This is a genomic window from Streptomyces ochraceiscleroticus (assembly GCF_000720485.1).
Lineage (GTDB): Bacteria > Actinomycetota > Actinomycetes > Streptomycetales > Streptomycetaceae > Streptomyces > Streptomyces ochraceiscleroticus.
In genome coordinates, this window is sequence record NZ_JOAX01000013.1 from 1 (window position 1) to 19,224 (window position 19,224).

Genomic DNA, 19,224 nt, shown 5'->3' on the forward strand with positions numbered 1-19,224 from the left:
CTTGGAGCCGAGCCGCTGGGAGCAGTAGGAACAGTCCTCCGGGCACAGGCCCGACTTGAGGTTGACCAGGTAGTTCAGCTTCACCCGCCGCCCGAACCACTGGCGGCGGACCTTGCCCGCCGCCGCTACGACGTCGAGCAGCTCGTCATCGGATGTCGCCAGTACGGCGAGTGCCTCTTCGCGGGTCGGCGACTCACGCCGCAGACCCTTCTCCACCAGAGCGTTCAGCAGGTCCATGGCGAAGATCCTGTCCTACGGCACCGCCCCGGGCCAAGGAGGATTCCCACAACGCCGCTGGATGGGGGTGTGTGTATCGCCACACCGTAAGCAGGCGTAACGACCGCTAACGTCTATCGACAGCCGACAAACCCGAGGAAGCCGATGCCTGCCGATCCCGCCGCCGCCCAGCCCGGAACCGACCCCTTCGCCTGGATCGACGAGGCGCGCGAACGGCGTCGCAGCGCCGGACTCGTACGGACGCTGAACCCGCGCCCGGCCGACTCCGACCTCCTGGACCTGGCGAGCAACGACTACCTGGGCCTCGCCCGGCACCCCGAGGTCACCCGGGCCGCCGCGGCCGCCGCGCACCGCTGGGGCGCCGGCGCGACCGGCTCCCGGCTGGTCACCGGCACCACCGAACTGCACGCGCAGCTCGAAGGCGAACTGGCCGAATACTGTGGTTTCGAGGCCGCACTCGTCCTCTCCTCGGGCTACGCGGCCAACCTCGCCGCCGTCACCGCGCTGACCGCGCCCGGTTCCCTGGTCGTCTCCGACGCCGGCAACCACGCCTCGCTCATCGACGGCTGCCGCCTCTCCCGCGCCCGTACGGCCGTCGTCCCGCACGGCGACCCCGAAGCCGTGCACAAGGCCCTGGACGCGGCCCACGCCGAACCCGACTACGAAGGCCGGGCCGTGGTCGTCTCCGACTCGGTCTTCTCGGTGGACGGCGACTCGGCACCGCTGGCCGGCTACGCCACCGCCTGCCGCGCGCACGGAGCCGCGCTGCTGGTGGACGACGCGCACGGACTGGGCGTACTGGGCGAGGGCGGCCGCGGCGCGCTGCACGCGGCGGGCCTGGCGGGGGACCGGGACGTGGTCGCCACCATGACGCTCTCCAAGTCCCTGGGCAGTCAGGGCGGTGCGGTACTGGGCCCGGCGAAGGTCATCGAGCATCTGGTCAACACGGCCCGTACGTTCATCTTCGACACCGGTCTGGCGCCTGCCGCCGCGGGTGGCGCGCTCGCCGCGCTCCGGCTGCTCCGCCGCGAGCCGCAGCGCGCGGACCGGGCCCGTGCCGTGGCCCGTGAACTCCACCGCCGCCTGACGGCAGGGGGACTGTCCGCGGTCCTTCCGGACGCCGCGGTGGTCTCCGTACGGGCTCCCTCGCCCGAGGCGGCCGTGCGGTGGGCCGCCGACTGCCGTGCGGCGGGTCTGAGGGTCGGCTGTTTCCGTCCGCCGTCCGTTCCCGACGGTATTTCGCGGCTCCGGCTGACCGCCCGCGGGGATCTGACCGACCGGCAGATCGACGAAGCGGTCGGCGCGATTCTTTCGACCGCGCCGACCGCTTGACCGAATTCCCCGGAACGGGCTCGGAATTTTATTCTTGAACCGTTTCCGGAAGGGCCTGGATCAGCCCTCTTTTTAGCTGGATCAGCCCTCCTTTATGGGCCGACCGGTGTGCAGGGCGTCGACAAAAGCCCGCCATGCAGGGGCCGCAAACAGCAACGCCGGTCCCGTAATGTCCTTCGAGTCGCGCACGGCGAGAGTTTCACCGTTGACCCGGGCGGTCTCGACGCAGTTGTTCATTCCCGTGCTGCGCGTGCTGCGCACCCAGCGCGCGCCCGCAAGGGCCGTGCTGGCGGGTACGTACCGCGGCGATGCCGTCATGTTGGAGCCTCCTCAACGCGCCCGGGCCAGGCTGTCAGCCGTCTGCGGCCCGGGCAATCAAAACCGATGATTCCTCGCATGAGAGGGCGTGCCCCCGCAGCGTGTCGAATGCATCGCTGTACGCCCTGAGGTCCTCTTTGCGTTCGAGGTAGAGGCTACTCGTCAAATGGTCGAGAACCACCACATCCAAGTCAGCAATGAGCGGAAAGGAGAAGATAACGAAAGGGCCGGTGATGCCGATGTGGACCCCGGCAGTGAACGGCAGCACCTGCAGCCGCACATGCGGCAGTTCCATGACCTTGAGGAGATGCCGCAATTGGGCTTTCATCACCTCTGGACCACCCGCCGGACGGCGTAGTACCGCCTCGTCCAACACGGCTGAAAGTTTCAGCGGAGGGTCCCCCTCCAGAACGCTCTGCCGCGCTATACGGACGTCGACAAGCGCATCGATTCTGCTCTGCGGCAGGTCGGCCAGCGCGGCCCGCGTGACGGCCCGCGCGTAGTCCGGGGTCTGCAGCAGACCCGGTACGACCGTCGTCTCCAGCGTCCGCGCGTGCGAGGCGCCGGCCTCCAGGCTGATGAAGTCCCGGTAGGCGGGCGGCAGCAGGTCGCGGTAGGTGTGCCACCAGCCGCGCCCGGCGTCCCCGCCGCTGCCGCCGCCCGCGTCCTGGCCGCACAGCGCGGCCAGCAGTGCGCGGGACTCCTCGTCGCGCACCTCATAGGCGTCCAGCAGTCGTTCCACGTCGGCCGGACGCACTCCGCTCCGGCCGGTCTCTATCCGGCTCACCTTCGACTGATGCCAGCCCACAAGACGGGCGGCCTCGCCGCTCGTGAGCCCGGCCAGATTCCGACGGCGCCTCAACTCCGCACCGAGCTTGCGACGGCGCACTGCGGGACCGTGGTGCATGAACCCTCCTCACGGACGTACCGCGATTCGTCATAACTGACACCGATGCGTCAGTGTGCCGCCCAAATACGGTCTCGCGTAGCAGAGTTCACCGCTTCGAGCGACAGATATATGCATATCTTGGTGGATGGCTCACGGCAGGGGCAGCATGAGTGGCAGTCTGGCGCAAAGCAGCGGCAAGGGACCGATTTTCGGACCCGATCATGTCGCTGTCCAGCGAGGAGACGGCCTCGGGCGGGAAAGGGACGGCGCGGCGATGGCGGATCACCAGGAAGCATCACTGACCCTGCCGAGCGCGCCCGAGTCCGTACCCGTGGCGCGCAGATACGTTACGGGAGTTCTCACGGAGTGGGACGACGCGCCGACCGGCGGGGGCCGCGCCGAACTCCTCGACTCCGTCCGGCTCATCGTCTCCGAGCTGGCCACCAACGCCGTGGTGCACACCTCGGGCCGGTCCCCGGCCTTCACGGTCGACGTGCACCTCGACCGCCACGAAGTCCTGCGCATCGGCGTCACGGACGGCCACCCGCGGATGCCGCGCCGGCTGCCGGCCGCGGTCCAGCAGGACAACGGCCGCGGCATGGTCATCATCCGCTCCCTCGCGGCGGAATCCGGTGGAAAGATCACCGTCGAACCGACGGAGAGCGGCGGCAAGACGGTCTGGATCGCCCTCCCGTGGCCGGCCCCAGTGCCGCCCGCGGAACAGCGGACGGCCGGCGCCTGATCCGCCCGCGGAAGCGGACGGCGGGCACCTGAACCGCCCCGAATGCGGCCGAGATCATTCGCCCGGCACGTGCCGCGGTTGCGGGCCGGTCCCGGTATGCATGGGTCTCTCTCCGTACCGGTTCTGCTTCAGCAGCGCCTCCGCCCCCACGGGGACGAACCCGGCGGCGAGCAGCGCCCGCACGCTCGCGGCATTCGCCGGCGCCACCTGAGCCCACACGGGCTCGCCCGGCGGCACGAGATGCCGGCCCGCCGCGGCGAGCCGCCGCCCGAGCCCCCGCCCGCGTGCCGCCTCCGCCACTTCGAAGGCCACCTCCCACCGGCCGGCGACGCCGCGGCCGACCACGACGGCGGAGCCTTCCCCGTCGGCCGTCCACGCCCGCACGCCGTCGCGATGGCGCAGCGCCCGCGCGATACGGGGATGCGCCGGGTCCCGCGTCTCGCGCAGCGCCACCGGGGGCGGGCCCGGCAGTGGCCCGGCGACCGTGAGCAGATCGATGTTCTCGATCTCCCGGCCCGTGCGGGCGGCGAGCGCGCCGAGGAAGGAGGGGCTGAGCGGCCCGGCGAGATCGCCCGGGGCGAGACGGGCGTGCACCCAGGCGGCCGTGACCTCGGCGAACACGACGGCGCACCCCGAGAACGAGATGACCCCCCAGTCGCGCTCCGAGACCGGGGGCAGCACGCTCACCGACCCGTCGGCGGGCGGAAAGCCGCCTCGGGCGGCGGCGGTCAGCGTCTTGGCCAAGTCATCGATCACGGCTGCAAGTTAGTGCCCGCGCGTCCGGCAGTGGCGCGGGCACGGGCCGAACACGGGCCGTACGGGGGGCGGAGCCGTTGGCCCCGCCCCCTCGACGTCACCTCTGCATCAGATCCGCATCACACCCGCATCACGCCCGTCCGTACCAGACGCGCCCGGTCCAGATCCGCTCCTTGCGCACCGAGGCCCCCGGCTTGGGCGCGTGCCACATGCGGCCCTTACCGGCGTAGATGCCGACGTGGTACACGTACCGCCCCGAGTGGAAGAAGACCAGGTCACCCCGCTTCCGTGAGGACGCCTTGATGTGCCGCACGTGCCGGTACTGAGAGTCCGCCGTACGCGGCAGCCGCTTCCCGGCACGCTTGAACGCGTACTGCGTAAGCCCTGAGCAGTCGAACCGGTGTGGTCCCTCGGCCCCCCATGCGTACGGCGCCCCCTTCTTCGACGCCGCGACCCGCAGTGCCGCCTTGCCGGACCCCGAGGTTGCCGCCGACACCGCGGAGGTGGCACCGGAGGCGGGCGCCGCCGCAGCGTCCCCCGCGCCGCCGGGAACCAGGAGCGCCAGCCCGAGGGCCGACACCACTCCGGCACGGGCCAGGAGGCCGGGCGCGGCAACACCACGAACAGGAAGATCAACGCGCGCAGTCATGCGCACTCCTTCGTCAGCCGCCTGCGAAGGAAGACCTGTCGGGTTCGGGCAGGCGAAGATGCCCGGCCGGATGCACCGCCGACAAGGCGGCAACGGCTTCACCCCAAGGGACCGGCCGGCCAGTACCACGGCCGCGGCCCCGTCGTGCTCGGGTCCTCCGCTCCTGCCGGTCCACGCGTATCGACCAGGCGCCCGGGTACGGCGGCAGGATTCGGCGTCCGCCCGGACCGCCCCGCCGCTGCGGCGGGGGCTTGTCGTCGGAGGGATCGTGACGCAGCGCCGGGTCGGTTCAGTTGCGGAACATGATGTGTGTGAGGGTGGTCACGCCTGATCCGTTCGGGTGGACAGGGGCGGTCCGTCGAGCGGCCCGCACCCCGTACGCACCCTCGCACCGGCGCCGTCGTACCGCCCGCAAGGCGACACGTCGACGGAGTGCGCAAGTCGTACGCCGTCGCAAACGGGCCCAGGAGTACTCCAACGGCGGTAGCCCGATCGGATTCCGTGCCCCCGTGGAACGGGATCGTCCCGTCATTCCTCATCAGGCGGCGGCACGGCGACGAGACCGGACCGCCGCTCACCGTCCAGCACCCGCAGCGCGCGGCCGAGCGTCTCGGCGTGCAGCTCCGTCTCACCGCGCTCGTGCATCAGCGCCAGCGCGTCCCGCAGCGCCACCGCCTGGCCCACCAGCGCCTGCGCCGCCCGCAGGCCCCGGTACGTGCCCTCGCCGCGGGCGGGATTGATCCGCCCCAGGAGATCCAGGACCTGGAGGTAACTGTCGATGACCGCGCCCTCGGCCCGGGTCAGCGCGGGCAGCGGCGGCAGCTCGGGAGGCAGGGCCATCACCTCACCTCGCGCCGGGAGCCGCGGACGAGGACGCCTTGCGGCCACGGGTGAGCCCGTCGACCAGCCCGTACGCCACGGCCTCCGGGGCACTCAGGATCTTGTCGCGCTCGATGTCGGCGCTGATCCGCTCGCGCGGCTGTCCGGTGTGCCGGGCGAGCAGCTCCTCCAGCAGGTCGCGGGTGCGCAGCATCTCTTGGGCCTGCAGGGCGAGATCGGAGACCTGGCCCTCGATCGGATCGCTGAGGGACGGCTGGTGGATGAGGATGCGGGCGCCGGGCAGCGCGAGCCGGCGCCCGGGGTGGCCGGCGGCGAGCAGGACGGCGGCGGCGGAGGCGGCCTGTCCGAGGCAGACCGTCTCGATGGGGCTGGTGATGAACTGCATCGTGTCGTAGACCGCGGTCATCGCGGTGAACGAGCCGCCGGGGGAGTTGATGTAGAGCGAGATGTCCTGCTCGGGCGCGGCGTGTTCGAGGTGCAGGAGCTGGGCCATGACGTCGTTGGCCGAGGTGTCGTCGATGGGGGTACCGAGGAAGACGATGCGCTCCTCGAGCAGCTTGGAGTACGGATCGAGCGTCCGGGTGCCCTGTGTCGTGCGCTCGGTGAACTCCGGGAGGACATACCGGGCCGTGGTTTCGCGCATGATGCTGCTCCTCTGTTCCGTTGTAAAAAATGTACAGGACGTACATCCCGTTAGAATGGGGAGCATGACCTACGAGATTCCGGTGACGCAAGCCCGGGCGGAGCTGGCGGATCTGATCAACCGCGTGGTGTACGGCTCCGAGCGCGTCGTCGTCACGCGCCACGGCAAGCCGTTGGCGGCCCTGGTGTCCGCCGCTGACCTGCGACGACTCGAAGAGCTCGACCGGGCGGAGGCGGCCCCCGAGGAGGAGGTCATCAGTACGGTCTCCTCGGTCCGGCCGCTGCCGGCGTCCGCTGCGGGCGAACGGGGCCGGTTCGGCATCGCCGCTGAGCACCGCGGCCCGGCCGCCGGGGATCGGCGACCGGGCCACGAGAGATGATGCGGAGTCAGCCCGCAGGCTGATCCGTCAGGTGAGCAGGCGTCAGGAGCTGAGCTCCCAGACCGCGTGGGCGATGGCGTCCGTGTTCGTGTCCAGCGCCTTCTCGTCGATGTTCTTCACCGTGTCGCAGGACTGGTGGTAGCAGGCGTCGAACGGCTCACCCTCCGTGCCGCCCCAGTTCTTCGCCTGTTCCGCGGTCTTCTTGTAGTCGGCGCCGGAGAAGAGGCCGCCGACGGGGATGCCCGCGTCCTTGAACGAGGCGTGGTCGGAGCGGCCGTCGCCCTCGGTCTCGATCTCGGTGGCGATGTTCTTCGTGGCGTACCAGTCCTTGAAGACCTTCTCCAGGCGCGGGTCGTCGTCGTAGACGAAGTAGCCCGGGTTGGGCGAGCCGATCATGTCGAAGTTGAGGTACGAGTCGAACTTCGCCCGGTCCGCGTCGGCGAGGCTCGACACGTAGTGCTGCGAGCCGACCATGCCGTACTCCTCGGCGCCCCACCAGCCGAACCGCAGGTGCTTGGCGGGCTTGAGGTCGGCCTTGGCGACCGCGAGGGCGACTTCGAGGATGCCGGCCGAGCCGGAGCCGTTGTCGTTGATGCCAGGCCCCTCGTCGACCGAGTCCAGGTGGGCGCCGGACATCACTGTTTTGCTCTCGTCGCCGCCGGGCCAGTCGGCGACGAGGTTGTAGCCCTTGGTGCCGTTGTGGTCGAACTCCTGGACCTGGGTGGTGAACCCGGCCTCGTCCAGCTTGCCCTTGAGGTAGTCGACGGACGCCTTGTAGCCGGGCTGTCCGTGGGCGCGGTTGCCGCCGTTGGCGTCGGCGATGGACTGCAGTTGGTCCAGGTCCGCCTTGACGGCGGAGACCGGGATGTCCGGCGCGGCGAGCGGGGCGGGGTCGGCCTGGGCGCCGGCCGCGGTGAAGAGCGTGGCGGCGACGGCGGTGCAGGCGCCCGCGGCCAGAGCGGCCCGGCGTATGCGTGCGGAACGGGTCACGATGTGGCTCCGATGCTGTGTGGGGGGTTGGTGCGGAGCTTGTTGTTGTGGTCTGCGAGCACGTCCGCGACGCGTGGGGCGTACGGGCGCGCGCAGATGAGCATCGTGACTTGTCTGTGGGCAGTCAAGAGCGCATAGCGAACGCGTTGTTCCGGCGAGCGGGATGCCGGTGCGTTTTGTCTCTTTCGAGGGAAGTGCGGGATGGGCGGAAAACGTTCCCCAAAGGCCCGCTCCCCAGATTTAACAAGGGATTCACCGGGTTAACGCGGCCGAAATCGGGCGGAGCTAGCCTGCGAAGTCCTCGCCGTTTCATGGAACTTACCTGGAGATCAGTTTGCTTCTCCTTTGTTGAATGTGTGATACATCTACTTACGCGGGTGTGTCCACGCCCGTGACCTGGGCCGATGCGGTCCGGGCGCTTGATTGTGAGGTGGAATATGCAACTGACCCCGCATGAACAAGAACGGCTGATGATTCATGTCGCGGCGGACGTTGCCGAAAAGCGCCGGGCCCGCGGCGTGCGGCTCAACCACCCCGAAGCCATTGCCCTGCTGACCGTGCACATCCTGGAAGGCGCGCGCGACGGCCGTACGGTCGCCGAGCTCATGTCCTCCGGGCGTCAGGTCCTCACTCGCGACGACGTGATGGAAGGCATCCCCGAGATGATCCACGACGTCCAGGTCGAGGCGACCTTCCCGGACGGCACCAAGCTCGTCACCGTTCACGACCCCATCAGCTGACCCAGGGAGAGCCGAAGATGATCCCGGGACAGATCTTCTACGCCGATGAGCCGGTACGCCTCAACGAGGGGCTTCCCGTCACGCGCATGACCGTCCTCAACGTCGCCGACCGCCCCGTGCAGGTCGGCTCCCACTACCACTTCGCCGAGGCCAACCACGGCCTCGACTTCGACCGTGCGGCCGCGCACGGCAAGCGCCTGAACGTCGCCGCCGGCTCAGCCGTGCGCTTCGAGCCCGGTATCCCCACCGAGGTCGAACTGGTGCCCCTCGGGGGCAAGCGGATCGTCGCGGGCCTGCGTGGCGAGACCGGAGGCACCCTCGATGGCTGAACTTTCCCGTGCCGCGTACGCCGACCTCTTCGGCCCGACGGCGGGCGACCTGGTGCGCCTGGCCGACACCGATCTGCTGATCGAGATCAGCGAGGACTGGGCGGGCGGCCCCGGGCGCAGCGGCGACGAGGCCGTCTTCGGCGGCGGCAAGGTCATCCGCGAGTCGATGGGCCAGTCCCGGCTCTCCCGTGCTGAGGGCACCCCGGACACCGTGATCACCGGCGTGATCGTCATCGACCACTGGGGCATCGTCAAGGCCGACGTCGGCATCCGCGACGGCCGCATCGTGGCGCTCGGCAAGGCCGGCAATCCCGACACCATGGACGGCGTCCACCCCGACCTGGTCATCGGCCCGGAGACCGAGATCATCGCCGGGCAGGGCAAGATCCTCACCGCCGGAGCCATCGACACCCATGTGCACTTCATCTGCCCCGAGCAGGCGACCGAGGCGCTGGCCTCCGGCGTGACGACGATGATCGGCGGCGGTACCGGCCCGGCCGAGGGCAGCAAGGCCACCACCATCACCCCCGGCTCCTGGCACGTTGCCCGCCTCTTCGAGGCGATGGACGCCTTCCCCGTCAACGTCGGCCTGCTCGGCAAGGGCAACACCACCTCGCTCGCCTCCATGCGCGACCAGTTGCGCGCCGGCATCCTCGGCTTCAAGATCCACGAGGACTGGGGCGCCACCCCGGCCGTCATCGACGCCTGCCTCGGCGTGTGCGAGGAGAGCGGCGCCCAGCTCGCGATCCACACCGACACCCTGAACGAGGCCGGCTTCCTCGGCGACACCCTCGCCGCGATCGCAGGGCGCTCCATCCACGCCTTCCACGTCGAGGGTGCGGGCGGCGGCCACGCCCCCGACATGATCGCGATGGTCTCGGAGCCCAACGTGCTGCCCGCGTCGACCAACCCGACCCGGCCGCACACCGTCAACACCGTCGAGGAGCACCTCGACATGCTGATGGTCTGTCACCATCTCAACCCCGCGGTCCCCGAGGACCTGGCCTTCGCCGAGTCCCGCATCCGCCCCTCGACCATCGCGGCCGAGGACTTCCTGCACGACATGGGCGCCATCTCGATGATGTCCTCCGACGCGCAGGCCATGGGCCGCATCGGCGAGGTCGTCATGCGCACCTGGCAGACCGCGCACGTCATGAAGAAGCGCCGCGGCGCGCTGCCCGGTGACTTCGCCGCCGACAACAACCGCGTACGCCGGTACGTCGCGAAGTACACCATCAACCCGGCGATCGCCCAGGGCATCGACCACGTCGTCGGCTCGGTGGAGACCGGCAAGCTCGCCGACCTCGTGCTGTGGGACCCGGCGTTCTTCGGCGTCAAGCCGCGGCTGGTCATCAAGGGCGGCCAGATCGCATACGCGCAGGTGGGCGACGCCAATGCGTCCATCCCCACCCCGCAGCCGGTCCTGCCGCGCCCGATGTTCGGCGCGATCGGCAAGGCCCCTGGCACCAACTCGCTCAACTTCGTCTCCGAGCAGGCCATCGCGGACGGGCTGAGCGACCGGCTGGGCGTCGCCAAGGAGCTGACGGCCATCCGCTCCACCCGGCAGGTGACCAAGGCGTCCATGCGCAACAACGACGCGCTGCCGAAGGTCGTCGTCGACCCCGACACCTTCACGGTGACCATCGACGACGCGGTGGTCGAGCCGGCCCCCGCGGCCGAACTTCCCATGGCCCAGCGGTACTTCCTGTTCTGATGGCCATGTGCGATGCACCGCTGCTGAAAGGCGGGGACCGATGAGCCGCGCCGCGCTGCTGGTCCTGGCCGACGGCCGCTTCCCCGCCGGCGGGCACGCCCACTCCGGCGGCGCCGAACCGGCCGTCGCCGCCGGCCGCATCCGGGACGGCGGCTCGCTGGAGGAGTTCTGCCGCGGTCGGCTGCACACGGCCGGACTGGTCGCGGCGGGCCTCGCCGCCGCGGCCGCCGCGGGCTGCGACCCGCTCGCCCTGGACGAGGCGGCGGACGCCCGGACACCCGTACCGGCCCTGCGTACCACCGCCCGCAGGCTCGGCCGCCAGATGATGCGCGCGGCCCGGGCGACCTGGCCCTCGCCCGAGCTGGACGCGCTCGCCGCGGCCCGGCCGCGCGGCGCCCACCAGCCCGTCGTCCTCGGCCTCGCCGCGCGCTCGGCGGGCCTGGGCCCGGAGGACGCCGCGTACGCCGTCGCGTACGAGACCGTCAGCGGCCCGGCCACCGCCGCCGTACGGCTGCTGAGCCTGGACCCCTTCGACGCGACCGCGGTCCTCGCGCGCCTCGCCCCCGACATGGACGCCGTCGTCGCCGAGGCCGTCGCGGCCGCGGCGCGCGTCCCGCAGGACGGGACCGGCGCGCTGCCCGCCCGCTCCGCACCGCTGCTGGACATCACCGCCGAGCAGCACGCGGCCTGGCCGGTACGGCTGTTCGCGTCCTGACCCACCCACTTGCCGCACCACACGGAGTTCGTATGCACCTCGACCACGATCTCGACGAGAAGTTCCCGCACCGCCACACCTACAGCGCGGCCGAGCCGAAGCGCGCCGACGGCACCCGCCGCGCGCTGCGCATCGGCCTCGGCGGCCCGGTCGGCTCCGGCAAGACCGCCACCGTCGCGGCCCTGTGCCGCCGGCTGCGCGACGAGCTGTCCATCGCCGTCGTGACCAACGACATCTACACGCGCGAGGACGCCGAATTCCTGCTCCGCGAGGCGGTACTGCCGCCGGAGCGGATCACCGCCGTCGAGACCGGCGCCTGCCCGCACACCGCCATCCGCGACGACATCTCCGCCAACCTGGAGGCCGTCGAGGACCTGGAGGACGAGATCGGCCCGCTCGACCTCGTGCTCGTGGAGTCCGGCGGCGACAACCTCACCGCCACCTTCTCCAAGGGCCTGGTCGACTTCCAGATCTTCGTGATCGACGTCGCGGGCGGCGATGACATCCCGCGCAAGGGCGGCCCCGGCGTCACCACCGCCGACCTGCTCGTCATCAACAAGACCGACCTCGCCCCGTACGTCGGCTCCGACCTGGAGTCCATGGCGCGGGACGCGAAGGCGCAGCGCGGCGACCTGCCCGTCGCCTTCACCTCCATCAAGGGCGAGAACGGCGTCGCGCCGGTCGCGGACTGGGTCCGCGAGTGCCTCGCCAAGTGGACCGCGGGCGCGGCATGACGCTCGCGCCGCCACCACCCGCGCCCACAGCGTCTGCCGTCGTACCACCGGCCGCCCGGCAGTTGCGCGCCACCGCCCGCATCGCCGCGGTCGCCGACCCGTACGGCGTCTCCCGGCTGCCCGTACTGGACGGCGACGGGCCGCTGGCGCTGCGCCGGCTGCGCTCGCACGACGCGGCCGCCCGGGTCTGCGTGGTCGGCGCGATGAGCGCCCCGGTGGGCGGCGATCACCTGCGCATCGAGGCGACCGCGGGGGAGCGCAGCGACCTGCGGATCACCGCGGCCGCCGCGACGATCGCCCTGCCCGGCCACCACCCGGGCACCGCCCGCTACGACGTGGCGCTGGACGTGGCCGACGGGGCGCGCCTGGACTGGCTGCCCGAGCCGCTGATCTCCGCGGCCGGCAGCGACCTGATCCAGACCACCACCGTCGACCTCGCGCCCACCGCCCGGCTGGTGCTCCGCGAGGAGCAAGTGCTCGGCCGGACCGGCGAGGCCACCGGACGGCTCGCCGCCCGGCTGACGGTCCGGCGCGCGGGCCGGGTCCTGCTGGACCAGGAGACGGCGTACGGCCCCGGGGTGCCCGGCTGGGACTCCTCCGCGGTGCTCGCCGGACACCGCGCCGTCGGCCAACTGCTCGTCGTCGACCCGGCGTTCGAGGAGCAGCCCGTACCGGTACGGACCCTGGCGGCGTCCGACGGCCCCGGGCAGGCCGTGATCACGCCGCTCGCCGGGCCCGCTGCATTGGTCACCGCCGTCGCACCCGACGCACTGGCCGTCCGGCGGCTCCTCGAAGCGGCAGCGATTCCTACGGGTTGGTAAAGAAATGGCCGTCCGGTCTTTCCATCGGACGGGTGTACGAGACAGGATCCCCCTGCAGCTCTGTGATCATCGCCGCCACAAGTGGCGCACCATGCAGGGGGAACACCTACGTGAGACGAACAGCAGCGCTCGGCGCCGCCGGGACCGTGGTGGCCGGCGCACTCATAGCCGGCGCCATCGCCGCCACGCCCGCCAGCGCGGGCGTGAACCACCAGCGCGGCTCCGCCGAGGACCGCGGCGTACAGACCGCCGCCGCGCGCGCCGCCAAGGCGGGCATCGACTGGCAGACCTGTCCCAAGGACTGGGGCCTGGATGCCCCGATCCAGTGCGGGTTCGTGACCGTGCCGGTCGACTACGCCGAGCCGGACGGCAAGAAGATCAAGATCGCCGTGGACCGGGCCAGGAGCACCGGCACCAAGGACGAGCGCCAGGGCTCGCTGATCTACAACCCCGGTGGCCCCGGCGGCTCGGGCCTCCGCTTCCCCGCCCGGGTGACCAGCAAGAACCCCCTGTGGGCCAAGACCTCCAAGGCGTACGACTTCGTGGGCTTCGACCCGCGCGGCGTCGGCCACTCCGCCGCCATCTCCTGCATGGACCCGCAGGAGTTCGTCAAGGCGCCCAAGGCCGACCCGGTGCCCGACGACGAGGCCGACAAGCTCGCCCAGCGCAAGCTCGCCAAGGAGTACGCGGACGGCTGCAAGGAGCGCAGCGGCGCCCTGCTCGCGCACATGACGACGCCCAACACCGCCCGTGACCTGGACGTCGTCCGCGCAGCGCTGGGCGACAAGAAGCTCAACTACCTCGGCGTCTCCTACGGCACCTACCTCGGCGCCGTCTACGCCACGCTCTTCCCCGACCACGTGCGCCGGATGCTCGTCGACTCCGTCGTGAACCCCTCGCGCGAGAAGGTCTGGTACCAGGCCAACCTCGACCAGGACATCGCCTTCGAGACCCGCTGGGGCGACTGGAAGAAGTGGGTCGCGAAGAACGACGCGACGTACCACATCGGCGACACCCCCGAGAAGGTCCAGGCGCAGTGGGAGAAGCTGCGCGCGGCCGCGAAGAAGTCCCCGCTCGGCGGCCAGGTCGGCCCGGCCGAGCTCACCGGCTTCTTCCAGAACGCGCCGTACTACGACTCGATGTGGGCGCCGGTCGCCAAGGCGTGGAGCGCATACGTCGCCGGTGACGAGAAGCCGATCGTCGAGAACGCGGCCCCCGACATGAGCGACAAGGCCGGCAACATCTCCTCGGAGAACGGCAACGCGGTCTACACGGCGGTGGAGTGCAATGACGCGAAGTGGCCCACGAGCTGGCAGCGCTGGAACCGCGACAACACCCGCATCCACGAGCAGGCCCCGTTCATGACCTGGTCCAACGCCTGGATGAACCTGCCCTGCGCCACGTGGCCGGAGAAGCAGCGGACCCCGGTGGACGTCAAGACCGGCAAGGGCCTGCCCAGCGTGCTGATCGTGCAGAGCGAGCGGGACGCCGCGACCCCGTACGACGGCGCCGTCGAGCTGCACCGCCGGCTGTCCGGCTCGCGCCTGATCACCGAGAAGGACGCCGGCTCGCACGGCGTCACCGGCCAGGTCAACCCGTGCATCAACAGTCGCGTCGACGCGTACTTCGTGGACGGCAGGACCGACGCCAAGGACGTGACGTGCGCGCCGCACGCCACGCCGAAGCCGTAACGCCGTAGCGAGGCGCGGCAGCGTATACAGGGCGGGGCGCCCGGGGTTTCCCGGGCGCCCCGCTTGCTTACTTACGGTGCGCGGCGCGTTGAAGGGCGTGGAACGGCATCACTGCTTGCCGGTCTGCTGCTGCGCCGCCTTGGCGTCGGCCGCGTACATGTCGACGTACTCCTGCCCCGACAGCTTCATGATCTCGTACATGATCTCGTCCGTGACGGCCCGCAGCGCGGCGTGCTCGGAGGTCATGTTCGCGTACCGGGAGAAGTCCATCGGCTCCCCGAAGCGGATCGTGACGCGCATGGCGCGCGGCAGCCGCCGGCCGGCCGGCTGGGCCTCGAACGTGCCGATCACCGCGCACGGCACCACCGGTGCCCCGGCCTCCAGCGCCATCGCGGCGACGCCCGTACGGCCCTTGTAGAGCCGCCCGTCGTGCGAGCGGGTGCCCTCCGGATAGATACCCAGCAGCCGCCCCCGGCGGAGCACGCTCACCCCCGACCTGATCGCGCTCCGCGACGCCTTCCCGCCGGACCGGTCCACCGGGATCTGCCCGATCCCGCGGAAGAACGCCGCGGTCAGCCGGCCCTTGAGGCCGGGCCCCGTGAAGTACTCGGCCTTGGCGAGAAATGTCACTCTGCGCGGCACGATCGCGGGCATGACGAAGTGGTCGGCGAAGGACAGGTGATTGCCGGCGATGATCGCCGCACCCTCCTCGGGGATGTGCTCCAGCCCCTCCACCCGCGGCCGGAAGACCGCCCGCAACAGCGGCCCCAGGACGACGTACTTGAGCACCTGGTAGAACACGCGGTTCTCCTCATTCTGTCTGGACCGGCTCGACGACGGTGTCTTGGCAGGTCTACTGCGCGAACCTCCTGCGCGACAGCCGTAGTGTGACGTAGGTGCGCCTGGCACCTCGGCGATTCAGGCCATGCCGATGAAAGTCGGTGACACGTCGGTGACGCCGAGGACGACATGGCGACATGACGACACGACGGGATACGGAGGCGGTATGAAGAGCGAGGCAGCACGGGAAATCCGGACCGACATGGTCCGTTTGCCTGCTGCGGCCGGGTGGCTGCGGATGCTCGGCGTCGAGGGGGCCCTGGACTCCGCCGACCACCCGCTCCTCGCGGCGATCCGCGACACCGCCGGGCAGCCGGAGGCGGTCGCGGTCGACCTGTCGACGGTACGGGAGGTGTCCGTCGCCGCGGCGCGCGGTCTGGCGGAGTGCGCGGCGGAACTGGACCGCCGGGGTATCCGGCTCCTGCTGGCCGCCCCGTCCGAGGAGGTCACCCGGGCCCTGACCGCCGCCAACGGGAACGGAAACGCCGATACCGCCAACGGGACCGCGAACACCGGCAACGGGGCCGGCAAGGGGACCGCCGACGGCCGCCTCGTCGTGCTGCCGACCGCGCACGACGTGATCACCGCCTGCGTCCCGGCCCCGCCGGAGACCGTACGGGCAGCCGCCGTTCCCGCCCCCCTCGCCACGACGCCCGACGAGAAGCCCGAGCCGGAGCTGGAGCAGGAGATCGAGCGCCTGCGCGGCAAGGTACGGGACCTCCGGGGGAAGGTCCGTACGCATCCCATGATCGCGCAAGCACAAGGAGTACTGCAGGAGCGCTACCGATTGCGCGACGGACAGGCGGCGTTCGCCCTGCTGCGCAACGCCTCGCAACAGCACAACGTCAAGCTCCGGTCCCTGGCCTCCGCGGTCCTCAACGCGCCCCGGCCCAAGAGCGGCACCGCCCGCTGGTTCCCCGACCGCATCCGGACCCGCCCGCCGAAGCTGTCGGCACTGCCGCAGGTGAACGGGGACGCCACCCACCGCGGCGCGGTGATCTCCGCCGTCCTGCACCAGTCCCTGACGCTCTCGGACACCCCGATGGGCAACGTGCAGCTCACCGACCGCCACGCCGGCGGCCTGCGCATCGAGGCACACCACGGCCTGAACGAGGAGTTCGTCGACTACTTCGACCTCGTGGGCAAGGAAGGCACGTCCTGCGCGCTGGCCGCGCGCAACGTCACACGGGTCACCGTGACCGACGTCGCCACCGACCCGGTCTTCACCGACGAAGCCCGCTACAAGATCCTCCAGGCCGGCAGCCGCGCCGCGCACAGCACGCCGCTGACCACCGCGAACGGCGTCTGCCTCGGCATGGTCTCCACCCACCACGACCGCCCCCAGCAACTCCTCGCCCCGGCCCAGGCCCGCGCCCTGGACCGGATCGGCGACCAGGCCGGCCGCTGGCTCGCCTGGCACCACCGCACCATCGTCCTCGACGCCCTGGAACACCTCCACCGCACGGCGACCGCGGCGTGAAGACCTTCCTCCTCCGCAGGGCTTGAAGTTGCCGCTGCGGCAGCTTCTACCGTTCTGACCAGGGCCGGAGAGACCGGCCCGGTGAGGCACCCGTGAGGGAGGCGGCAATGGGCTGGTCCATCGCGGAGGTCGCCCGGATGTCGGGCGTGACGGCCCGGACACTGCGGCACTACGACGAGATCGGCCTGCTGCCGCCGGCCCGGATCGGCTCCAACGGCCACCGCTACTACGAGGAGCGGCAACTGCTGCGGCTGCAGCAGCTCCTCGTGCTGCGGGCGCTGGGCCTGGGCCTGTCCGAGATCGGCCGGGTCCTGGCCGCGCAGGTCGACGAGGTGGAGGCGCTGCGCGGACACCACCGCCGGCTGCTCGCCGAGCGCGACCGGCTGGACGCTCTGGCCCGCACCGTCTCCCACACGATCGCCGAACTGGAACAGTCCAGGAAGGACGGTGTCCCCATGACCGCCATCAATCGCCCGGAGAACCTGTTCGAGGGCGTCCGCCCCGACCAGTACCAGGAGAGCCTGCGCGACTTCCCCGCGCGGGCCGCGGAGGTCGAGCGCTCCACCTCGGGGATGAGCCAGGAGGAGATCGAGGCGGGGCAGCGTGCGCGCACCGCGCAGATGATCCAGCTCGCCGAGTGGATGGCCGCGGGCACGCCCGCCGACGCGGACCCGGTCCAGGCCCAGGCCGACGCCGGATACCGGGCACTGTGCGAGTTCCGCACGGTCGCCGCCGAGGAGTACCGCGCGATCGGCCGCGCCTGCGTCGAGAACGACCAGTGGCGCGCCGCGTACGAGGCGATCGCCCCGGGCCTGGCCGAGTACCAACGGGCCGTGATCGAGGCGTACGTCAACACGCGGCTGAGCTGAGGACAACCGGGACCGGGACGGCCTATTTCCGGGAGAGGAGGGTGTCGGGCAGGGCGAGGTGGGCCTGGAGGGCGTGTCGGCCGGCGGGGGTGACCGCTACGGCGCGCGTGGTGCCGATGCGAGTGATCCAGCCCGCGTCGAACGCGTGGCGGCAGAGGGCGGCGCCGACGGCACCCGCCAGATGCGGGCGGCGCTCGGTCCAGTCCAGGCACGAGCGCACCGACGGCCGGCGCGTCCCGTTCGGGACGGTGATCCCGAGCGCTCCCAGCCATGCCGCTCCGTCGCCCGTAAGCTGCAGTCCGTGCTGCCAGTCCAGCAGCCCCCGCGCTGTCATCGCGTCGGTGATGGCGACCCCCACGGTTCCGGCGAGGTGGTCGTAGCACGTGCGGGCGTGGGCGAGCGCCTGGCGGCGGCCGGCCGCCGACAAGGAACGGGGCGGCGGGACGCGGCCGGGCGCCATCGCGGCGAGACTCTCGATCAACTCGGCGACGTGGGGATCGGCCAGCCGCACGTACCGGTGGCGGCCCTGCCGTTCCTCGGCGAGCAGGTTGCCGCGTACGAGCGCGTTCAGGTGCTCCGTCGCGGTCGAGGGTGCCACGCCCAGGTGGCGGGCCAGTTCGGTGGCCGTCCACGCCCTCCCGTCGAGCAGCGCGAGGCAGAAGCCCGCACGCGTGCCATCGGCCAGGAGCCTGGCCACCGAGGCCAGGTCCGGGCCTGCCTCACGTACGTCATGTACGTGCTGAGTGTTCATGGCTCGATTATCTCCGGTGACAGTTCGGCGCCTGCCGAAGTGTCCGGTTCCTAGGCTCCGGATCATGCAAGCGATCAACGCCAGGGACGACATCAACGCCATGAACGGCATCTCGAACCGGATAGCCATCGAGCCCAGTGTTTTGTACTTCGGGACCCCCGTCGTCCTGCTGTCGACCGAGAATCAGGACGGGTCGTTCAACCTCGCCCCGATGTCCTCCGCTTGGGCGCTCGGGCAGACGGTGGTACTCGGGCTCGGCCGGGACGGGCAGACCGCGCGCAATCTCGGCCAGCGGCCCGACCTGGTGATCAACCTGCCGGACCCCGCGCTGTGGCCGGCGGTGGAGCGACTGGCGCCGCTGACCGGCCGGGATCCGGTGCCCCCGACCAAGGCGGCGGGCTGCCGCTTCGAGCCGGACAAGTTCGGCGCGGCCGGCCTGCACGGCGAGCCTTCCCACATGGTCCGGCCGCCGCGCGTCGCCGAATGCCCCCTCCAGCTGGAGGCCCGCGCCGAGCGGGTGCAGCCCGACGTCTCCGGGGAATTCGTCATCGTCGAGGCCGCCGTGCGGAAGGTGCACGCGGACCCCCGGCTCGTCGTCCCCGGCACCGACCACGTCGACCCCGCCGCGTGGAGCCCGCTCATTTACAACTTCCGCCACTACTTCGGACTCGGTCCGGAACTCGGCCACTCCTACCGTACGCAGGCGCCCCGGAAGGTCGAGGCGCCTGCCGTACAACGGTGAGTTCCGTGCGTTTTCGTGGTGGT

At 71.2% G+C, this 19,224-nt stretch carries 22 protein-coding genes and 1 pseudogene; 13 read left to right on the forward strand and 10 right to left on the reverse strand.

Annotation, left to right across the window (positions count from 1 at the left end; genetic code table 11):
- Positions 1-237 (reverse strand): annotated as a pseudogene (locus tag IG84_RS0117255) (biotin synthase BioB); the annotation flags it as partial.
- Positions 238-381: 144 nt separating this feature from the next.
- Between IG84_RS0117255 and IG84_RS0117260 the strand changes: the two are divergent.
- Complete coding sequence (locus tag IG84_RS0117260; RefSeq protein ID WP_031057577.1) at positions 382-1,569, forward strand: 8-amino-7-oxononanoate synthase; 1,188 nt, start codon at positions 382-384, stop codon at positions 1,567-1,569.
- An 81-nt stretch (positions 1,570-1,650) separates the two neighbouring features.
- Here IG84_RS0117260 and IG84_RS39890 read toward each other — a convergent pair whose 3' ends face one another.
- Both IG84_RS39890 and IG84_RS0117265 read right to left on the reverse strand, forming a co-directional pair.
- Entirely contained in the window at positions 1,651-1,887 is a 237-nt protein-coding gene (locus tag IG84_RS39890; RefSeq protein ID WP_078648936.1) for a DUF397 domain-containing protein, read from the reverse strand.
- Positions 1,888-1,921: 34 nt separating this feature from the next.
- Positions 1,922-2,794, reverse strand: a complete 873-nt coding sequence (locus IG84_RS0117265; protein WP_031057579.1) for a helix-turn-helix domain-containing protein — start codon at positions 2,792-2,794, stop codon at positions 1,922-1,924.
- Between the two features lie 256 nt (positions 2,795-3,050).
- Here IG84_RS0117265 and IG84_RS0117270 point away from each other — a divergent pair, with 256 nt between their 5' ends.
- Positions 3,051-3,518 carry an ATP-binding protein gene (locus IG84_RS0117270; RefSeq protein ID WP_031057587.1) on the forward strand — a complete coding sequence of 156 codons (468 nt, stop codon included), beginning with the start codon at positions 3,051-3,053 and terminating at the stop codon, positions 3,516-3,518.
- 54 nt (positions 3,519-3,572) lie between these two features.
- Here IG84_RS0117270 and IG84_RS0117275 read toward each other — a convergent pair whose 3' ends face one another.
- The 4 genes from IG84_RS0117275 to IG84_RS0117290 all read right to left on the reverse strand — a co-directional run bounded on the left by IG84_RS0117275 (position 3,573) and on the right by IG84_RS0117290 (position 6,406).
- Positions 3,573-4,274 (reverse strand): GNAT family N-acetyltransferase, encoded by a 702-nt coding sequence (locus tag IG84_RS0117275; RefSeq protein WP_063761810.1) that lies wholly within the window; start codon positions 4,272-4,274, stop codon positions 3,573-3,575.
- A 130-nt stretch (positions 4,275-4,404) separates the two neighbouring features.
- The gene (locus tag IG84_RS0117280; protein WP_031057590.1) at positions 4,405-4,923 is read right to left on the reverse strand and encodes a C40 family peptidase; all 519 of its coding nucleotides are present in this window, start codon (positions 4,921-4,923) and stop codon (positions 4,405-4,407) included.
- A gap of 528 nt (positions 4,924-5,451) precedes the next feature.
- Positions 5,452-5,763 (reverse strand): hypothetical protein, encoded by a 312-nt coding sequence (locus tag IG84_RS0117285; protein ID WP_031057592.1) that lies wholly within the window; start codon positions 5,761-5,763, stop codon positions 5,452-5,454.
- 4 nt (positions 5,764-5,767) lie between these two features.
- Positions 5,768-6,406, reverse strand: coding sequence for an ATP-dependent Clp protease proteolytic subunit (locus IG84_RS0117290; RefSeq protein WP_031057594.1), 639 nt, complete (start codon positions 6,404-6,406; stop codon positions 5,768-5,770).
- 64 nt (positions 6,407-6,470) lie between these two features.
- Between IG84_RS0117290 and IG84_RS0117295 the strand changes: the two genes are divergently transcribed.
- Entirely contained in the window at positions 6,471-6,785 is a 315-nt protein-coding gene (locus IG84_RS0117295; protein WP_031057596.1) for a type II toxin-antitoxin system Phd/YefM family antitoxin, read from the forward strand.
- Positions 6,786-6,827: 42 nt separating this feature from the next.
- Here IG84_RS0117295 and IG84_RS0117300 read toward each other — a convergent pair whose 3' ends face one another.
- A complete protein-coding gene (locus IG84_RS0117300; protein WP_031057598.1) occupies positions 6,828-7,775 on the reverse strand; it encodes a M28 family metallopeptidase in 948 nt (315 codons plus the stop codon).
- 437 nt (positions 7,776-8,212) lie between these two features.
- On the opposite strand from IG84_RS0117300, the gene IG84_RS0117305 reads away from it, so the two are divergent.
- The 7 genes from IG84_RS0117305 (at position 8,213) to IG84_RS0117335 (ending at position 14,519) form a co-directional block, all read left to right on the forward strand.
- A complete protein-coding gene (locus IG84_RS0117305; RefSeq protein WP_031057600.1) occupies positions 8,213-8,515 on the forward strand; it encodes an urease subunit gamma in 303 nt (100 codons plus the stop codon).
- Positions 8,516-8,532: 17 nt separating this feature from the next.
- Positions 8,533-8,844 (forward strand): urease subunit beta, encoded by a 312-nt coding sequence (locus IG84_RS0117310; protein ID WP_031057602.1) that lies wholly within the window; start codon positions 8,533-8,535, stop codon positions 8,842-8,844.
- A complete protein-coding gene (locus tag IG84_RS0117315) occupies positions 8,837-10,558 on the forward strand; it encodes an urease subunit alpha (RefSeq protein ID WP_031057606.1) in 1,722 nt (573 codons plus the stop codon). The genes IG84_RS0117310 and IG84_RS0117315 overlap by 8 nt, the downstream gene beginning before the upstream one ends.
- 40 nt (positions 10,559-10,598) lie before the next feature.
- Positions 10,599-11,273 carry an urease accessory protein UreF gene (locus IG84_RS0117320; protein ID WP_031057608.1) on the forward strand — a complete coding sequence of 225 codons (675 nt, stop codon included), beginning with the start codon at positions 10,599-10,601 and terminating at the stop codon, positions 11,271-11,273.
- A gap of 32 nt (positions 11,274-11,305) precedes the next feature.
- Positions 11,306-12,007, forward strand: a complete 702-nt coding sequence (gene ureG / locus IG84_RS0117325; protein ID WP_031057611.1) for an urease accessory protein UreG — start codon at positions 11,306-11,308, stop codon at positions 12,005-12,007.
- On the forward strand, positions 12,004-12,828 hold the full coding sequence (locus tag IG84_RS0117330; protein WP_037800477.1) for an urease accessory protein UreD: 825 nt from the start codon (positions 12,004-12,006) through the stop codon (positions 12,826-12,828). The genes ureG and IG84_RS0117330 overlap by 4 nt, the downstream gene beginning before the upstream one ends.
- 110 nt (positions 12,829-12,938) lie before the next feature.
- Positions 12,939-14,519 carry an alpha/beta hydrolase gene (locus IG84_RS0117335; RefSeq protein WP_031057616.1) on the forward strand — a complete coding sequence of 527 codons (1,581 nt, stop codon included), beginning with the start codon at positions 12,939-12,941 and terminating at the stop codon, positions 14,517-14,519.
- Positions 14,520-14,627: 108 nt separating this feature from the next.
- Here IG84_RS0117335 and IG84_RS0117340 read toward each other — a convergent pair whose 3' ends face one another.
- Complete coding sequence (locus tag IG84_RS0117340; RefSeq protein ID WP_031057618.1) at positions 14,628-15,320, reverse strand: lysophospholipid acyltransferase family protein; 693 nt, start codon at positions 15,318-15,320, stop codon at positions 14,628-14,630.
- 205 nt (positions 15,321-15,525) lie between these two features.
- Here IG84_RS0117340 and IG84_RS39300 point away from each other — a divergent pair, with 205 nt between their 5' ends.
- Positions 15,526-16,839: an ANTAR domain-containing protein gene (locus IG84_RS39300; RefSeq protein ID WP_031057621.1), complete on the forward strand. Its 1,314-nt coding sequence runs from the start codon at positions 15,526-15,528 to the stop codon at positions 16,837-16,839.
- Positions 16,840-16,946: 107 nt separating this feature from the next.
- Positions 16,947-17,708: a MerR family transcriptional regulator gene (locus IG84_RS0117350; protein ID WP_031057630.1), complete on the forward strand. Its 762-nt coding sequence runs from the start codon at positions 16,947-16,949 to the stop codon at positions 17,706-17,708.
- Positions 17,709-17,730: 22 nt separating this feature from the next.
- Here the strand turns inward: IG84_RS0117350 and IG84_RS0117355 are convergent, their stop codons facing one another.
- Positions 17,731-18,459: an ArsR/SmtB family transcription factor gene (locus IG84_RS0117355; protein ID WP_031057633.1), complete on the reverse strand. Its 729-nt coding sequence runs from the start codon at positions 18,457-18,459 to the stop codon at positions 17,731-17,733.
- Between the two features lie 100 nt (positions 18,460-18,559).
- On the opposite strand from IG84_RS0117355, the gene IG84_RS0117360 reads away from it, so the two are divergent.
- Positions 18,560-19,201 carry a flavin reductase family protein gene (locus tag IG84_RS0117360; RefSeq protein WP_031057634.1) on the forward strand — a complete coding sequence of 214 codons (642 nt, stop codon included), beginning with the start codon at positions 18,560-18,562 and terminating at the stop codon, positions 19,199-19,201.
- The last annotated feature ends 23 nt before the right edge of the window (positions 19,202-19,224 follow it).

Coding starts and splice junctions, on each gene's coding strand:
- IG84_RS0117290 (WP_031057594.1), bottom strand. CDS start 6,406: ATGCGCGAAACCACGGCCCGGTATGTCCTCCCGGAGTTCACCGAGCGC.
- IG84_RS0117360 (WP_031057634.1), top strand. CDS start 18,560: ATGAACGGCATCTCGAACCGGATAGCCATCGAGCCCAGTGTTTTGTAC.
- ureG (WP_031057611.1), top strand. CDS start 11,306: ATGCACCTCGACCACGATCTCGACGAGAAGTTCCCGCACCGCCACACC.
- IG84_RS0117330 (WP_037800477.1), top strand. CDS start 12,004: ATGACGCTCGCGCCGCCACCACCCGCGCCCACAGCGTCTGCCGTCGTA.
- IG84_RS39300 (WP_031057621.1), top strand. CDS start 15,526: ATGAAGAGCGAGGCAGCACGGGAAATCCGGACCGACATGGTCCGTTTG.
- IG84_RS0117280 (WP_031057590.1), bottom strand. CDS start 4,923: ATGACTGCGCGCGTTGATCTTCCTGTTCGTGGTGTTGCCGCGCCCGGC.
- IG84_RS39890 (WP_078648936.1), bottom strand. CDS start 1,887: ATGACGGCATCGCCGCGGTACGTACCCGCCAGCACGGCCCTTGCGGGC.
- IG84_RS0117310 (WP_031057602.1), top strand. CDS start 8,533: ATGATCCCGGGACAGATCTTCTACGCCGATGAGCCGGTACGCCTCAAC.
- IG84_RS0117355 (WP_031057633.1), bottom strand. CDS start 18,459: ATGAACACTCAGCACGTACATGACGTACGTGAGGCAGGCCCGGACCTG.
- IG84_RS0117305 (WP_031057600.1), top strand. CDS start 8,213: ATGCAACTGACCCCGCATGAACAAGAACGGCTGATGATTCATGTCGCG.
- IG84_RS0117320 (WP_031057608.1), top strand. CDS start 10,599: ATGAGCCGCGCCGCGCTGCTGGTCCTGGCCGACGGCCGCTTCCCCGCC.
- IG84_RS0117285 (WP_031057592.1), bottom strand. CDS start 5,763: ATGGCCCTGCCTCCCGAGCTGCCGCCGCTGCCCGCGCTGACCCGGGCC.
- IG84_RS0117295 (WP_031057596.1), top strand. CDS start 6,471: ATGACCTACGAGATTCCGGTGACGCAAGCCCGGGCGGAGCTGGCGGAT.
- IG84_RS0117270 (WP_031057587.1), top strand. CDS start 3,051: ATGGCGGATCACCAGGAAGCATCACTGACCCTGCCGAGCGCGCCCGAG.
- IG84_RS0117315 (WP_031057606.1), top strand. CDS start 8,837: ATGGCTGAACTTTCCCGTGCCGCGTACGCCGACCTCTTCGGCCCGACG.
- IG84_RS0117265 (WP_031057579.1), bottom strand. CDS start 2,794: ATGCACCACGGTCCCGCAGTGCGCCGTCGCAAGCTCGGTGCGGAGTTG.
- IG84_RS0117260 (WP_031057577.1), top strand. CDS start 382: ATGCCTGCCGATCCCGCCGCCGCCCAGCCCGGAACCGACCCCTTCGCC.
- IG84_RS0117350 (WP_031057630.1), top strand. CDS start 16,947: ATGGGCTGGTCCATCGCGGAGGTCGCCCGGATGTCGGGCGTGACGGCC.